This window comes from Zunongwangia profunda SM-A87 (genome assembly GCF_000023465.1).
Taxonomy (GTDB): domain Bacteria; phylum Bacteroidota; class Bacteroidia; order Flavobacteriales; family Flavobacteriaceae; genus Zunongwangia; species Zunongwangia profunda.
Window position 1 is genome coordinate 3,313,928 of the sequence record NC_014041.1, and the last position, 14,844, is coordinate 3,328,771.

The 14,844-nt window shown below is 35.6% G+C and carries 17 protein-coding genes; 4 read left to right on the forward strand and 13 right to left on the reverse strand.

Features of this window, described 5'->3' with window-relative positions:
• Nucleotides 1–33 precede the first annotated feature (33 nt).
• The 3 genes from ettA to ZPR_RS14470 all read right to left on the reverse strand — a co-directional run bounded on the left by ettA (nt 34) and on the right by ZPR_RS14470 (nt 2,493).
• A complete protein-coding gene (gene ettA, locus ZPR_RS14460; protein ID WP_013072469.1) occupies nt 34–1,725 on the reverse strand; it encodes an energy-dependent translational throttle protein EttA in 1,692 nt (563 codons plus the stop codon).
• A gap of 103 nt (nt 1,726–1,828) precedes the next feature.
• Entirely contained in the window at nt 1,829–2,287 is a 459-nt protein-coding gene (locus ZPR_RS14465) for a DinB family protein (protein ID WP_013072470.1), read from the reverse strand.
• A gap of 26 nt (nt 2,288–2,313) precedes the next feature.
• Nucleotides 2,314–2,493 (reverse strand): CAL67264 family membrane protein, encoded by a 180-nt coding sequence (locus tag ZPR_RS14470; RefSeq protein ID WP_013072471.1) that lies wholly within the window; start codon nt 2,491–2,493, stop codon nt 2,314–2,316.
• 183 nt (nt 2,494–2,676) lie between these two features.
• Here ZPR_RS14470 and ZPR_RS14475 point away from each other — a divergent pair, with 183 nt between their 5' ends.
• Both ZPR_RS14475 and ZPR_RS14480 read left to right on the forward strand, forming a co-directional pair.
• Nucleotides 2,677–4,305, forward strand: a complete 1,629-nt coding sequence (locus ZPR_RS14475) for an acyl-CoA carboxylase subunit beta (protein ID WP_013072472.1) — start codon at nt 2,677–2,679, stop codon at nt 4,303–4,305.
• A gap of 82 nt (nt 4,306–4,387) precedes the next feature.
• Nucleotides 4,388–6,019, forward strand: coding sequence for a M1 family metallopeptidase (locus ZPR_RS14480; RefSeq protein ID WP_013072473.1), 1,632 nt, complete (start codon nt 4,388–4,390; stop codon nt 6,017–6,019).
• Between the two features lie 67 nt (nt 6,020–6,086).
• Here ZPR_RS14480 and ZPR_RS14485 read toward each other — a convergent pair whose 3' ends face one another.
• The 10 genes from ZPR_RS14485 to holA all read right to left on the reverse strand — a co-directional run bounded on the left by ZPR_RS14485 (nt 6,087) and on the right by holA (nt 13,290).
• A complete protein-coding gene (locus tag ZPR_RS14485; RefSeq protein WP_013072474.1) occupies nt 6,087–6,305 on the reverse strand; it encodes a PLD nuclease N-terminal domain-containing protein in 219 nt (72 codons plus the stop codon).
• Nucleotides 6,306–6,369: 64 nt separating this feature from the next.
• Nucleotides 6,370–6,570 carry a helix-turn-helix transcriptional regulator gene (locus ZPR_RS14490; RefSeq protein WP_013072475.1) on the reverse strand — a complete coding sequence of 67 codons (201 nt, stop codon included), beginning with the start codon at nt 6,568–6,570 and terminating at the stop codon, nt 6,370–6,372.
• Nucleotides 6,570–6,965 (reverse strand): hypothetical protein, encoded by a 396-nt coding sequence (locus tag ZPR_RS14495; RefSeq protein ID WP_013072476.1) that lies wholly within the window; start codon nt 6,963–6,965, stop codon nt 6,570–6,572. Before ZPR_RS14495 ends, ZPR_RS14490 begins: the two co-directional genes overlap by 1 nt.
• A gap of 149 nt (nt 6,966–7,114) precedes the next feature.
• A complete protein-coding gene (locus tag ZPR_RS14500; protein WP_013072477.1) occupies nt 7,115–8,212 on the reverse strand; it encodes an AMP-binding protein in 1,098 nt (365 codons plus the stop codon).
• 76 nt (nt 8,213–8,288) lie between these two features.
• Nucleotides 8,289–9,275: a CPBP family intramembrane glutamic endopeptidase gene (locus ZPR_RS14505; protein WP_013072478.1), complete on the reverse strand. Its 987-nt coding sequence runs from the start codon at nt 9,273–9,275 to the stop codon at nt 8,289–8,291.
• Nucleotides 9,276–9,283: 8 nt separating this feature from the next.
• Nucleotides 9,284–10,318 carry an o-succinylbenzoate synthase gene (locus ZPR_RS14510; RefSeq protein WP_013072479.1) on the reverse strand — a complete coding sequence of 345 codons (1,035 nt, stop codon included), beginning with the start codon at nt 10,316–10,318 and terminating at the stop codon, nt 9,284–9,286.
• A gap of 107 nt (nt 10,319–10,425) precedes the next feature.
• Entirely contained in the window at nt 10,426–10,524 is a 99-nt protein-coding gene (locus ZPR_RS24060; protein WP_187288236.1) for a hypothetical protein, read from the reverse strand.
• Nucleotides 10,525–10,614: 90 nt separating this feature from the next.
• Nucleotides 10,615–11,295 (reverse strand): metal-dependent hydrolase, encoded by a 681-nt coding sequence (locus tag ZPR_RS14515; protein ID WP_013072480.1) that lies wholly within the window; start codon nt 11,293–11,295, stop codon nt 10,615–10,617.
• 87 nt (nt 11,296–11,382) lie between these two features.
• Nucleotides 11,383–12,285: a 1,4-dihydroxy-2-naphthoate octaprenyltransferase gene (gene menA / locus ZPR_RS14520; RefSeq protein WP_013072481.1), complete on the reverse strand. Its 903-nt coding sequence runs from the start codon at nt 12,283–12,285 to the stop codon at nt 11,383–11,385.
• Nucleotides 12,286–13,290 carry a DNA polymerase III subunit delta gene (gene holA, locus ZPR_RS14525; RefSeq protein WP_013072482.1) on the reverse strand — a complete coding sequence of 335 codons (1,005 nt, stop codon included), beginning with the start codon at nt 13,288–13,290 and terminating at the stop codon, nt 12,286–12,288.
• 83 nt (nt 13,291–13,373) lie between these two features.
• On the opposite strand from holA, the gene ZPR_RS14530 reads away from it, so the two are divergent.
• Together ZPR_RS14530 and ZPR_RS14535 are read left to right on the forward strand one after the other, a co-directional pair.
• Nucleotides 13,374–13,823, forward strand: coding sequence for a type I restriction enzyme HsdR N-terminal domain-containing protein (locus ZPR_RS14530; RefSeq protein WP_013072483.1), 450 nt, complete (start codon nt 13,374–13,376; stop codon nt 13,821–13,823).
• Nucleotides 13,824–14,819 carry a glycosyltransferase family 2 protein gene (locus ZPR_RS14535; protein WP_013072484.1) on the forward strand — a complete coding sequence of 332 codons (996 nt, stop codon included), beginning with the start codon at nt 13,824–13,826 and terminating at the stop codon, nt 14,817–14,819.
• Nucleotides 14,820–14,844: the final 25 nt, after the last annotated feature.

Here is a 14,844-nt window from a genome sequence, read left to right on the forward strand (position 1 = left end):
AAAGGCTCCGTTAAGGAGCCTTATAGGGTATGACTATCTGGTTAATTTTTTATATTTAATTCGTTTTGGCATTACGTCACCGCCAAGACGTTTTTTCTTGTTCTCTTCATAATCAGAGAAACTACCTTCAAAGAAATATACTTGCGAGTCGCCTTCAAAAGCAAGAATATGCGTACAAACCCTATCCAGGAACCAACGGTCGTGGGAAATGACCACAGCACAACCTGCAAAGTTATCCAAGCCTTCTTCTAAAGCTCTTAGGGTATTCACATCAAGATCGTTGGTAGGCTCATCCAGTAGCAATACGTTCCCTTCTTCTTTTAATGTCATGGCCAGGTGAAGCCTGTTTCGCTCACCACCCGATAGCATATTCACTTTCTTATTTTGCTCGCTCCCGCTAAAGTTAAATCGGCTTAGATAAGCTCGTGAATTTACCTGTCTGCCTCCCATCATGATAAGCTCCTGCTCATCACTAAAGTTTTGCCAGATGGTTTTTTCAGGATCAATATCAGAGTGACTTTGATCTACGTAAGCGATCTTTGCCGTTTCACCAACATCAAAAGTTCCTTTGTCAGGCTGCTCTTCACCCATTATCATTTTAAAAATTGTGGTTTTACCGGCACCGTTTGGTCCTATAATTCCTACAATTCCTGCTTGCGGCAAACTAAAATTAAGATCCTCATAAAGCAATTTATCTCCAAATGCTTTACTAACACCGTTCGCGTCGATTACGTTTGTTCCTAATCTTGGCCCATTTGGGATGTAAATCTCAAGCTTTTCATCCATTTGTTTTTGGTCCTGACTCAGCAGCTTGTCGTAATTTTTAAGACGTGCTTTTTGCTTAGACTGGCGACCTTTTGGATTCATTTTCGCCCATTCCAGTTCGCGTTCTAAAGTTTTCTGGCGCTTGCTTGCCTGTTTTTGCTCTTGCGCCAATCGCTTGGATTTTTGATCTAACCAGGAGGAATAGTTTCCTTTCCATGGGATTCCTTCACCACGATCTAATTCTAAGATCCAACCGGCAACATTATCTAAGAAATAACGGTCGTGCGTCACTGCAATCACCGTTCCCTTATATTGTGCTAAATGGTGTTCTAACCAATGTACAGATTCGGCATCCAGGTGGTTGGTTGGCTCATCTAAAAGTAGAATATCTGGCTCTTTTAGTAATAAGCGACAAAGCGCTACTCGCCTTCTTTCCCCACCAGATAATACTGAAATTTTCTTATCAGCTTCCGGAGTTCTTAAGGCATCCATCGCAATTTCCAGCTTGGTATCTAATTCCCATGCATTGCTGGCATCAATCTTATCCTGAAGTTCTGCCTGCTTATCCATAAGCTTTTGCATCTTATCAGCATCTTCATAAACCTCAGGCAAACCAAACATGTCGTTAATTTTGTTGTACTCATCCAGTACTGCAACAGTTTCAGCAACACCTTCTTTTACAACCTCAAGAACAGTTTTATCTTCATCTAACTCCGGCTCCTGCTCTAAATAACCAATACTATATCCTGAAGAAAATACTACATCTCCCTGGTAGTTTGTATCTCTACCTGCGATAATTTTTAATAGGGTAGATTTACCAGAACCGTTAAGACCAAGAATCCCGATTTTTGCTCCATAGAAAAAACTCAGGTATATATTTTTTAAAACCGGTGTATTCGCAGATTTGTAGGTTTTAGTAACCCCACTCATCGAGAATATCACTTTTTTATCATCTGCCATGTAATCGTAATTTTTTGGTTGAATTAATCTTATTAATACGGTTCCAAATGATCAAAAATGCATTTGAAACCGCGCAAAAATACAAATAAAGAAATACAAAATATTAGTGATCTCCTAAAAGTCGAAGTAAAAGAATCAACTGCCCGGTATGATACGCATTATGCTCTACTACAAGTAATAGCTCTCGTAATAAGGTATGATCTTCACTATTTTTTACCGGTTTGTTTAAATCGTTATTTTCATTTAAAATATACGCTGCTAAATCCTGCCTTTCTTTAAAAAAGTTAGACTTTAACTCCTCCCACTCTTCTTTAGTTTTTGGAGATCGTTTTTTATCCCAATAGCCTTCTGGCCATTTTGGCGTTTTATAATCATCTAAAGTGATATAATCGAGAATGTCTTTTTGCGTATAGGTAATATGATAGAATACCTCATAAAAAGAATACGGTAATCCATGTAATCTCTCGCCAATCTTGTCGAATGACACTTCTTTTAAAACTTTATCAATAGGCATAAAAGCCTCACCACCCATAAGATGTTTTACCAGCTGTGCTCTCTCCATAAACCTTTCTTTTTTAAATTATAAAATCAAATTCGGCCTTTCAACGCATTAAAAACCCAGGAAATGGCAAAAAAACCAATTCCTACAACAGAAAAACCTATTGCGTGATCTCTATATTTTAAGACACCCAGTAGTACGATCGCCGTGGCTACTAAAAAAATAATAAATGAGGCCCAGGCGAAAATGGTGTTCTTATTTAATCCCATAAAATCTTGTTTAAGACACAAATATCGGATATTTTGATTAGTAATTTAAAAATTGAATACTCCGTATTTTGTATTTTAGCCAATATTGTGAAAATTTTTAAATTATTTTTGAAAACAATTAAGCAAACTAAGGTTAAAATTCATTTTTACTCATTTTAAAATTGCTTCCAAAAAACTGTCTATATGGATATTACCTTCAATAAAAATGAAGATCATAATAAATTATTAGTTTCAGACTTAAATCACCACCTAAAAAGAGTGTATTTGGGAGGTGGCGAGAAACGTATCGAAAAACATCACGCCAAAGGAAAAATGACCGCCAGGGAGCGGATTGATTTTTTACTGGATACTCCTGAATCTGCGATAGAAATTGGCGCTTTTGCCGGCGATGGCATGTACAAGGAACATGGCGGTTGCCCCAGTGGTGGTGTAGTCGTAAAAATTGGAAAAGTTTCTGGCAAACAATGTATTGTAGTGGCTAATGATGCCACCGTAAAAGCAGGAGCCTGGTTTCCTATCACCGGAAAGAAAAACCTGCGTGCCCAGGAAATTGCTATTGAAAATAAGCTTCCCATCATTTATCTCGTAGACAGCGCAGGTGTTTATTTACCGATGCAGGATGAAATTTTCCCAGACAAAGAACACTTTGGAAGAATCTTTAGAAATAATGCCGTAATGAGTAGTATGGGCATCACTCAAATCGCGGCCGTAATGGGAAGTTGTGTTGCCGGGGGTGCTTATTTACCCATTATGAGTGACGAAGCTATTATTGTTGAGAAAACCGGAAGTATTTTTCTTGCCGGAAGCTATCTGGTTAAAGCGGCGATTGGCGAAACCATCGATAACGAAACACTTGGCGGTGCGACCACACATACCGAAATTAGTGGCGTGACCGATTATAAGGCCAAAGACGATAAAGATGCACTCACCAAAATTCAAAATATTATGGATAAAATTGGCGATTTTGATACTGCTGGTTTTAGCCGAAAAAAGGCGTTAAAACCAAAATTAGAACCTAACGAGATTTTTGGGATTTTACCTAAAAAGCGTTCCGATCAATATGATATGATGCAAATCATTGAACGTTTGGTTGATGGATCTGATTTTGAAGAATATAAAAAAGGTTATGGCGAAACGATCATCACCGGTTATGCTCGTATAGATGGTTGGGCTGTTGGCATTGTTGCCAATCAGCGTAAAATCGTTAAAACCAAAAAAGGGGAAATGCAGTTTGGCGGAGTCATTTACTCTGATTCCGCAGATAAAGCCACTCGCTTTATTGCAAATTGTAACCAAAAGAAAATCCCACTAGTGTTTCTTCAGGATGTTACCGGATTCATGGTGGGCAGCAAAAGTGAGCATGGCGGCATCATCAAAGACGGTGCGAAAATGGTAAATGCAGTAAGCAATTCAGTAGTTCCAAAATTCACTATTATTATTGGTAATTCCTATGGAGCCGGTAACTACGCCATGTGCGGTAAAGCCTATGACCCAAGATTGATCGTTGCCTGGCCAAGTGCAGAGCTGGCCGTTATGGGCGGCACGCAAGCCGCAAAAGTGCTGGCTCAGATAGAAACTGCTTCATTAGAGAAAAAAGGGGAAAAAGTAGATGCTGAAAAAGAAAAAAAGGTTTTTGAAGCCATTAAATCCAGATACGACGAGCAAACCTCAGCATATTATGCAGCAGCCAGGCTATGGACAGATGCGGTGATTAATCCTATGGATACCCGCAAATGGATCTCAACCGGAATCGAAGCTGCAAATCATGCCCCAATCGAAAAAGATTTTAATTTAGGGGTTATTCAAACTTAACCTCAAAATGATAAGTTTGGAAAATCGCACCTAAATTATAGAATTTAGTCACAAACCACATTGTTTAATTTAATCATCAGGAATGAAAAAACTTCTTTCTACATTTTTGTTTTCAATACTTGCTTTTACGGCTTCCTCACAAGTCCTAAGCAATAAAGAAAAATATACCGAAGCTGATACCCTTCGCGGTTCTTTACGAGCCGAGCGTGCGTATGATGCGTTAAGATACCATTTAAAACTGAAGGTAAATCCTTCAGAAGAATTTATTGATGGTAGCAACATTATCACTTTTAAAACCGAACAAAAATTACCGGTAATGCAAATCGATCTATTTGAAAATATGAACATCGATTCGATTGTTTTTCATGGTAAAAACTTAAAATATAACCGAAAATACAACGCTGTTTTTGTTGAATTTGAAGAAGCTCTGGCCAAAAACACAACAGATTCTTTAGAGTTTTTCTATTCTGGGCACCCCATAGTAGCCAAAAATGCGCCCTGGGACGGCGGTTTTGTCTGGACACAGGACAAGCAGGGAAATCCCTGGGTTGGTGTGGCCGTTCAGGGAACCGGCGCCAGCTTATGGTATCCCAATAAAGATCACCAAAGCGACGAGCCAGAAAGTGTGCAATTGGATATTGCAGTACCAAACGGACTAATGAATGTATCAAACGGTAGAATGATTGGCAAAAAGGAGCTTGGTAATGGTTATACCGAATGGAGTTGGAAAACCGTAAATCCAATCAATAACTACGATGTAATGATTAACATCGCTAACTACGAACATTTTTCAGATCAGTTCCAGGATCTTACACTGGATTATTACGTACTTCCTTATAATCTTGAAAAAGCTAAAAAACAATTTGAAGAAGTAAAAGATATGATGGCTTGCTTTTACGAAAAAATGGGACCTTACCCCTTTGTAGAAGATGGCTATAAACTAGTAGAGACTCCGTATCTTGGAATGGAGCATCAAAGCGCAGTTGCCTACGGAAATAAATATATGAAAGGCTATTTAGGCCGGGATCTTTCTGGCACGGGAATAGGATTAAAATGGGATTATATCATAATTCATGAATCGGGACACGAATGGTATGGCAATAGTATTACTGCAAAAGATATTGCAGATATGTGGATTCACGAAGGCTTTACCACCTACACCGAAGCTATTTATACTGAATGTGGCTGGGGAAAAGAAGCGGCTTTAAAATATATAAAAGGACAACGTTCTAATATCCAAAACAGAGCGACCATAATCGGTGATTACGGAGTAAATGCTGAAGGCTCTGGGGATATGTATTTTAAAGGATCTAATTTACTAAATACCATTAGAAGCATTTATGATAATGATGAACTTTGGTGGGATACCTTTAGGGATTATACGGCGACTTATAAACATAAGATCATCGATACCAAAACCGTTGAAGATTTCTTCAATAAACCTATAAAAACAGATTTAAAGCCGGTATTCGATCAATATTTAAGACATACCAGAATTCCCGAGTTACAATTTAAAAAAGATGGTAAAACTTATGCGTATCGATGGAGAGCAGATGTTCCAGAATTTAATATGCCGGTAGATGTATTTATCGACGGCAAAGAAACCCGTCTAAAACCAAGCTTAAAATGGAAAAAACTAGATAAAAAAGTATCTGGTGAAGATTCAATAAAACTCAATGATCTTGAATTTTACGTAAACATGAGTTTTAAATAAAAATACGAGTTATAACAGCTTAAGAATAAAGGTTGAGATTTGATAATTTCAGCCTTTTTTTATAGGTTTAGTTCAATTTCTGTTTTCTACCCATAATAAAATAGAGGATTGTCCCAAAAAAACTAAAGAAGATCACGATAAGTAACCACACTATTTTATTATTCCCTTCAAAATCGTTTTTTACGATATCTATGATGGCTAAAAGGGGAAATAATAATCCGAACAAAAAAACTATTAAAACTATAATAATTTGAGGAGCACCAATGGCTAGTATTTGATATAACATCGTTAATTGATTTTTATAAAACTAACGTTTTTCATCTAAAAAAAATAAATTTTATAAAAAATGCTTAATCTGTATCGTCCAGCTGAAAAATCTCATTTACTGAACAAGCAAAAATTTTAGAAAGCTTTAAAGCAAGAATCGTAGATGGCGCATATCTATTTTTCTCCATAGAATTTACTGTTTGTCTGGAAACCCCAAGTAATTTTGCTAAATCCTCCTGAGTCATATTCTTTTTGGCGCGCTCAACTTTAATTGTATTCTTCATTAATTAAATCTTTTCATGAAGTAAAAAACGCCAAAATACCATAAGAACATCGTAAAAAGTAACTGATTAGCCTGGAGATCGATCTCAAAACTTCCATTAAATAAAATACTTCCAAAAGGACTTATAAGGGCAAAAATAACTCCGTATAAGAAAGTAGCTGCAAAAGCTAACAATCTCAGTTTCATACTACGTTCATCTTCTACCTTTTCCTTTGAAAGAGCTAATACCAAAAAAGCGATCAATACTAGATCAAAGAAACCATTTTTAATAATTTCATTTTCTACTGCTATAAGGTCTATACTAGAAATAATAAAAAGCACTAAAGAAATAGCGAGTAATACATAGCCAACTATTTTAAATTTATGCGGAAGTAATTTGAGATCTGTATTTTTCATTTGTAAAGAATTTAAGTCTAAAAGACAAAAATACTTTACATCTCAAAAATATCAAACTATGCTGTTGTTAAAAAAATTGATTATACTCGTTTTAAGAAAAGAGCGATAACCTCATTATTTGTTATTTTTAAAATTGATTTTCGAGAAAATTACCCCACCCTGCTTTTTAGGGTGTTATCACGATGAATTTTCCCACTGGTAGTTTCTTCAAATTTTTCAACAAAATAAATCTTTTTTGGATGTTCAAACTTTTCTAAAGATTTTAGATTCGCGATGTTTTCTTTCATTTTTTCTAAACCTTCTTCAGAAAAAGCAGCTTCAATAAAAAGTACCAGTTTATTTCCTAACGCATCATCTGGAATTGATGTTATAAAAAAGCGAGAATCGATAATTTTACCCAGTTTTTTTTCAATTTCTTCGGGATGTAATTTTACTCCTCCACTATTGATCACATTATCAATCCTACCTTTCCAATTAAATTTTTTATAGGTAAGAATATCAACAACATCATTGGTAACAATGATCTCATCTGAAAGATTTGGTGCTTTAATAATCAGACAACCGCGTTCATCTTTACTTATATTGATATTCGGTAATACTTTAAAAGGGCGTGATTGCTTCTTTTTTTTCGTAGGATTTATACGTCTTGCGGCAATATGGGTAATAGTCTCGGTCATACCATAAGTTTCATATACCTTGGTATGTACCTCTTTTACCATTTTCTGTAGTCTAAGCGACATAGCTCCTCCTCCAACGATTAACTTTTTAACCAGGTGTAAGCGGGCCACCGAATTATCCAGCTGAAAAGGCGTCATGGCACAAAAATCATAAATTTTAAAAACCTGATCTAAAGGTGTAGCAGAGGGAGGCACTAAATCGAGTTGCCAACCACAAACAATAGCTCGAATGATCATCATTTTACCAGCAATATAAGTTGCAGGAAGACAAAGCAAGGCTTTAGTGTCTTCTGGAAGATCAAAATATTTGGCAGTGGCTAGAGCCGAATTGACCATGTATTCCTTTTTAAGCCGAATGGTTTTAGGTTTCCCTGTAGATCCTGAAGTTTTTACCTCTACAAACTCCTGAGGCTTTAACCAGTCCAGAATAAAACTTCCTACTTCTTCTTCAAAAGCTTCTCCTTCTTTTATAAAATGAAATGCATGCTGTCGTAATTCAGCATTACTGAAATGTCGCTTATTCAGCTTAAAATTAGGATGCGTTTCCGGAACCTTATAGAAGTCTGCCATATTGCTCTAAATATGATTCAAATCTGACTAATCTACGTTATCAAATTACTATTATAAGTTTAAAAATAGCTAATTTTTAGTAATCTCCGTTAATTTCAGATAAATCTTCAATATCTACGACACTATTAGAGGCAATAATTGCTGGTTTTTCCACTTTGCCAAACAGTCGATTGCTCCAGTTTTTCCAGTGATATTTCTTTGCATAAATCAAAAGAATTAAAGGATAAATAACCAAAACGCTTACCCAAATATCCCAACCGGCAACAGGACTGGAAACATCGCGTAAAATAGATTCTGTATTAAAAGCAGTCCACTCTGCGGTTACCAGTAGAGCAGCTACTAAATTATTAGCCGCATGAAATCCTAAAGGCAATTCCAAACCTTCGTCCATCAGTGTCATGATCCCTAACATAAAGCCGGTGCCTATATAGCTTACCATCACCAGATCTCCCATTTGGCTAACTTCAGGGTTCCAGTAATGCAAGCCACCAAAAACGACCGATGTAATCACCAAAGGAATCCATCTATAACCTGTTTTAATCCCTATGCCCTGCATTAAATATCCTCTAAAAAAATATTCCTCAAAACTGGTTTGTAACGGGACCATTACAATGGCAATCGCTGCCAATATTAAAAATGGAACCAGATTAAAATTAATCGTATAATCCTGTGGATTAATAAAGAAAAAATCAACAAGAATTAAAGTAACATTTAAAATCACAATCAAACCGAACGAGAACCAAAAACGTCCCCAGTCAATCTTTTTTCGGCTCGTGGTTAATTCTGTAAATGACTGTCGATGCAAATTTTTAACCAGAAAAAGCAGCGCTCCTAAGCCAATAGCAAAACTTAGCAAGAGAAAGAAAAAAGTGAGATTACTATCTAAAGCACTCATCATAGTAGCTTCATCCACCGTACCGAAATCTGCAGTAACACCAAGTTTAAAAATAACAGCTATTGCTAATGGAAGTTGCCCCATAAAAAGCGCTACGATCGTAACAATTGTACCTATAATATATCGCCACGCATTATTTTTGCTTTTAAAAGCCTGTTCTATATACATTTGTGTATTTAAAATTTAAAATACCAGTTTAAACCAGGATTATAACTAATTTGTCCGTTTTTAACCTCTAACGGACTCTCAACATTATTCGTGTACAAATTTCCCGTTCCTAATCCCTGTGGCATCGTTACATTTTTCTCGTAAGTAAATTGAGAAATAGCATTTAAACCAATATTACTCTCTAACGCGCTTGTATTCCACCAGCCAATATTATTATTTTCAGCTAGGTCTATCCATTGCTGAGTTCCTTTAAACCCACCAATAAGACTCGGTTTAAATATCAGATATTGGGGTTGTATGGTTTGTAGTAATGTTTTCTTTTTTGTTACATCAAAGACACCTATCAACTCTTCGTCTAGGGCAATTGGCAATGGAGTTTCGGCACAAAGCTTTGCCGTTTCTTCCCAATTTCCCTGTTTTATCGGCTGTTCTATGCTATGAAGTTTTAATTCACTTAAACGCTTCAGTTTTTCTAATGCATTTTTAGGATCAAAAGCACCATTAGCGTCTACGCGTAGTTCTATTTCTTCTGCAGAATATTGTGACCGAATATATTTAAGCAATTCGATTTCAGTATCAAAATCTATAGCTCCAATCTTCATTTTGATGCAATTAAAGCCCGATCTCAATTTATCTTCTATCTGGGATTTCATAAAATCTTTTTCCCCCATCCAGATGAGTCCGTTTATTGCAATGGCATCTTCGCCTTTTGTAAATGCTGAGGAAAATAATTCAAACTCATTTTTATTTTTGAGCGACTGAAAAGCCATCTCGATCCCAAACTGAATACTAGGAAATTCAATGAGCGCTTCCCAAAGTTCATTTTTTCCAAGATGGATATTTTCACAGGCCCATTTTAGCTTTGCTTCATAATCTGGCCTGTCGTCGATACTTAACCCCCGTAAAATGCCGCATTCACCATAACCAAAATTATCACCATCCTCTATTTTGATAAACCAGGTTTCCTTAACAGTAAGAACGCCCCGCGAAGTTCCGCTGGGGCGTTTAAAATTTAAAATATACTTTTTATAAGTTGCTTGCAACTGCGTTGTCTTTAGTCTGTTATTATTTTAGATTTTTAGTAAACTAGAATGAAATTCTTGTTAGAATTTTTAATAATTTAATGTCGGATTATGATCTTAATGTGATTCTAAGTTTTGAATTCATTTTTATTATTTCGTGAAAGTTCTTCAAAATTATTCAAATCTAAAAAATTAAGATCATTTACAATGATTAATTGCGTTTCCAATTCGTAACATGAACCTAGCGCAATCGCTAAAAATCTAACATTTTAATCTACTAATAATCGAAGATTCCAATAATCTAATATTCTTTAAAATTAAACACTTAATTTTTCACCAATATCCAATAAGATCAACTCCTTACCTTTATCCGCAAATTTCTTTTTAGCTTCAGCATGATCAATTTCGATATAACCAAAAGTATCATAGTGACAGCCTAAAATTCGCTTACACTCAATAAAATCACTGGCAATGACCGCTTCATCTGGCCCCATAGTAAAATTATCTCCAATTGGTAATACCGCTAAATCGAGTTTGGTAAATAACGGAATTAACTTCATATCCATACTTAAAGCCGTATCTCCGGCGATATAGAGATTTTTCTCTCCTGTTTGAATAACAAAACCACCCGGTAATCCACCAGAGGCACCATCAGGGAAGGTACTACTATGCCAGGCCTGTACATACTTTACCTTTCCAAAATCAAATTGCCAACTCCCTCCATGATTCATTGGATGTACCTTAAATCCTTTTTCCTCGTAATAGGAAGCGATTTCGGCATTACTTACAATAACCGCACCTGTATTTTTTGCCACGGTTTCTACATCTAAAACATGATCCTGATGGGCATGTGTTACTAAAATATAATCTGCTTTTATTTCTTTTAAATTGATTTTATCCTTTGCGTTTTCATTTCCTGAAATAAAAGGATCTACCAGAATATTAATATCTCCTATTGTAAGGCCAAGACAATTTTGACCATAAAATGTAAGTTCCATAACAATTTTATTTGATTTGCACCTAAAATACTAATTGATGCCTGGAGAAATAGAATTTAGAATTCTATAATTTTGTTAAACTTCAGCTTAAAAAATCTGGCCAACAGCAAATAGTAAAGACATGCCAAATGTTGATAGTGCCAGTACCTTAAGCTCTGGATCCAGTAAAGCCGGAGACTCATTTTGCATCACTCTTTTAAGGTGAAGAATAAGCGGAATAAAGGCGATATAAAAAATAATATCATCCCATCCTTCAAAAATCAGGGCTGAATATATCGTCATAAGAAAGATGGCTCCAATAATTAAAAAATAGTGATAAGTTTTTGCTCCTTTCTCGCCCAATTTTACCGCTAAAGTAATTTTTCCTGATCTCTCGTCAGGCACTCTATCCCTCATATTATTAAGATTAAGCACACCGGCACTTAAAAGTCCTATGGCTGCAGCCGGTATAAGCACTGCCCAATCAAAATCATTGACATATAGAAAAAAGGATCCAAAAACCGCGACGATCCCAAAGAAAATAAATACGAAAATATCCCCTAAACCACGATAGCCATAAGCTGAGTTTCCTACGGTGTATTTTATTGCCGCCACAATAGAGGCTACACCTAAGCCAATAAAAATAAGACTATACATAAAATCCTCACTATCAAAGGATGCATAGATCAAACAAATAGCCAGGATAAAGGTGATGATTGAAGTGAGGATAATTCCCCTTTTCATTTCAGCATGCGATATTAATCCACTTTGGATGGCTCGTTGCGGGCCTATACGTTCATCGTTATCTGTTCCCTTTACTCCATCACCATAATCATTTGCAAAATTAGATAATACCTGAAGCCCCAATGTTGTGGCCAGTGCCAATGAAAAAATTCCCAGACTAAAATAGCCTTGCTGGGCTGCGATGGTGCTGCCCACTAAAATTCCCGAAATGGATAAAGGCAAAGTTCGTAATCGGGCAGCATTTACCCAGGAATTTATTTTTCTCATTTAACGCATTATTTTAACCAACACTTCTTTTAAAAGATCTCCTGAAGATAAATTTACGGCACCAACCCCCTTACTCTTTACATCAGCTTCCTGCAAAACATTTATCGCATAACTCACTTTTTTCATCGGATAATTTCTGGCAGCCAGGGTATAATCGTTCACAAAATAAGGATTTACCTTTAGCTGTTTTGCCACATTCATTTTTGATTTATCGGATAAACCATGATATTGCAACAATTGCGAAAAATAAGAGAACAATAGGGATATGGTAACCACCAGCGGATTATCTTTTGGGTTTTGCGAAAAATAGTTGATAATGCGATGTGCCTTTATCTCGTCTTTTAAACCAACAGCTTTACGTAACTCAAAATTATTGAAATCTTTACTAATTCCAATATTTTGTTCAATTAGCTCTGGTGTAACATCGGTTCCTTTTTCACAAACCAATTGAAGTTTTTGCAATTCATTATCGATTTTCCCCAAATCTGTGCCTAGAAATTCAACCAGCATTTGGGAAGCTTTTGGAGATATTCCCAAACTTCTTGATTTTAAATTTCTCACAATCCAATCTGAAACCTGGTTCTCATATAGTTTTTTACTATCCAGAATTACTCCACTTTTCTTGATAGTTTTATACACCTTTTTACGCTTATCCAGCGTTTTATGTTTATAGCAAAGGACCAAAACTGTTGTTGGTTGTGGATTTTCAGCATAATCACTCAGTTTATCGATTGTCCTTGCAAGATCCTGAGCTTCTTTTACAATCACCACCTGTCTCTCGGCCATCATAGGATAGCGCTTGGCATTTCCCACAATGTCATCAACATTGGTATCGCGACCGTACATAATGATTTGATTAAATCCCTTTTCTTCTTCATGCAATACATTGTCCTCGATATAATCGGCAACTTTATCCACAAAATAAGGTTCTTCTCCCATTAAAAGATAAATAGGAGCAATTTTTCCATTTTTAATATCGGTCACAATTTGTTTTGCGTCATCCATGCAGAAAAAGAATCTTTTAGGCTGAAATTAGTTTTACCCGTAAAGGCTTTTAGATGTTGTATTCTTTAGTATTTTTGAGGTCTATGATCGACCTTAATTTTCCAAAATATAATTTCAGGTTCAAAAATAGTCAAAATAAAATAGCTGTTTTCGACGAACTAAGGAAAAAATTTATCATTCTCACTCCAGAAGAATGGGTACGCCAACATTGTACGCAATTCCTCAGGCAGGAAAAAGAATTCCCAAAAAGTCTTATTAATGTGGAAAAGCAACTGAAGATAGGCAAATTAACCAAACGTTACGATGTTGTGGTTTATAATAATGATGGCAGTATACACCTTATTGTAGAATGCAAAGCACCACATATTAAGATCACCCAAAATGTTTTCGATCAGATTGCGCAGTATAATATGACCTTAAATGCAGAATATTTAATGGTAACCAATGGTTTATCCCATTATTATTGCAAAATGAATTACGAAGCCGGCGAATATGAATTTCTACAGGAAATCCCTGCTTACAAATCGGCATAAATGAAAATAGCAATTGTCATATTAAATTGGAATGGGAAAGCTTTGTTAGCGCAATTTTTGCCTTCGGTGATCCAATTTTCTTCGAGAGCGAATATTTATGTCGCCGATAATGCTTCCACCGATGATTCTATCGATTTCTTAAGAAATGCTTATCCTGAAGTAAAAATCATTCAGAATAAAGAAAATGGCGGCTATGCCAAAGGATACAACGATGCATTGAAAGATATTTCAGAAGAGATCTTAATTCTTTTAAATAGTGATATTGAAGTAAGTAAGGACTGGCTAAACCCGATTTTGGATATTTTTCACAAGGAATCTAAAACTGCCGCCGTCCAACCCAAAATATTAGACTTTAAGAATAAATCGTATTTTGAATATGCCGGAGCTGCAGGTGGATTTATTGATAAATATGGTTTTCCGTACTGTCGTGGAAGGATTTTTGAAACTATCGAAGAAGATAAAGGCCAATATAATGATGAAGTTGATATTTTTTGGGCTAGCGGTGCCTGTTTAGCAATAAAAAATGCTGTATTTAAAGAAGTTGGAGGTTTTGATGAAGATTTTTTTGCCCACCAGGAAGAAATAGATTTATGCTGGAGAATAAAAAATCTTGGTTATTCGATAAAATACACTGGAAAATCATGCGTTTATCACGTTGGAGGGGCAACATTAGATAAAATGAATCCTAAAAAGACCTTTTATAATTTTAGAAATAGTCTTTTTATGCTGGTTAAGAACCTTCCTAAAGAAAAAATGCGTAAAATTGTGTTGCAAAGAATGGTTTTAGATGGTATTGCCGGACTTAAATTCCTTTTTCAGGGAGATTTAAGACATTTTTTGGCGGTATTGAAAGCTCACTCTGATTTTTATGTCAATTTTTCCAAAATGACTAAAAAAAGAATTGAAAAATCATCTAAATTTACATACTTTGATGTAAAATCTATCGTTTTTGAATATTTTGCATTAAAAAAAACAACTTATAAAAAATTAATATAAAGCTCATCTAAAGTATTGTTAATAC